Origin of the sequence: Streptomyces sp. A1136 (assembly GCF_004795055.1) — a bacterium.
Taxonomy (GTDB): domain Bacteria; phylum Actinomycetota; class Actinomycetes; order Streptomycetales; family Streptomycetaceae; genus Streptomyces.
The window spans coordinates 1-598 of record NZ_SSBJ01000255.1; the positions used below are offsets into that span (position 1 = coordinate 1).

General features: G+C 76.4%; 1 protein-coding gene. It reads right to left on the bottom strand.

All coding sequences use genetic code 11. The features are described 5' to 3' along the window. Positions 1–133 precede the first annotated feature (133 nt). Positions 134–445, bottom strand: a complete 312-nt coding sequence (locus E6R62_RS38425) for an HNH endonuclease signature motif containing protein (RefSeq protein ID WP_136218005.1) — start codon at positions 443–445, stop codon at positions 134–136. Positions 446–598: the final 153 nt, after the last annotated feature.

The following is a 598-nucleotide window of genomic DNA, read 5'->3' on the forward strand; positions in this document are numbered from 1 at the left end:
CGTCGACGGGGAGACACCTCGCACGGCACTGTCGCCCGGGGGGCAGCAGGCGCCCCACGCGCCCCAGCCGCACCCGGGTCACCCCACGCGGGAGTCGCACGCCCTGCCCCCGGCGGCGGCGGCCGGGCACGCATCACCGGGCGGCACGGTCGGCTGGAGCCTCCTCCTCGAGCCAGGGCGGGTCGGGTTCGGGGTCCCACGTCCAGCTCGGGGGGCGGGTGACGCGGGAGACCCCGCTCGGCGTTCGGACGAGCAGTCGTCCGTCGGCGAGGAGCTCGAAGCGCCAGCCGCGGGCGAACGTCTTGATCCGGTGATGCCGCCGGCACAGGCAGCAGAGGTTCCAGCAGGCGGTGGCCCCGCCGTCGGCATGGGCGACGGCGTGGTCGATGTCGCAGCGCCCGGCGCGTCGCCGGCAGCCGGGCATGCGGCAGTGCCGGTCGCGCACCTCGGTGAATCTCTGCTGCGGAGCGGTGGGGCGATATCCATGGCTCGGTGGTGGTGGCCGCAATCCGGGGCCGTCCGCCGGCCGATCGGGGTCTCGGTCGTGGTGTCCGCCGGCCCGTGGCCTGTCACCTGGGGGCGAGGAGGTCGTGGGCCG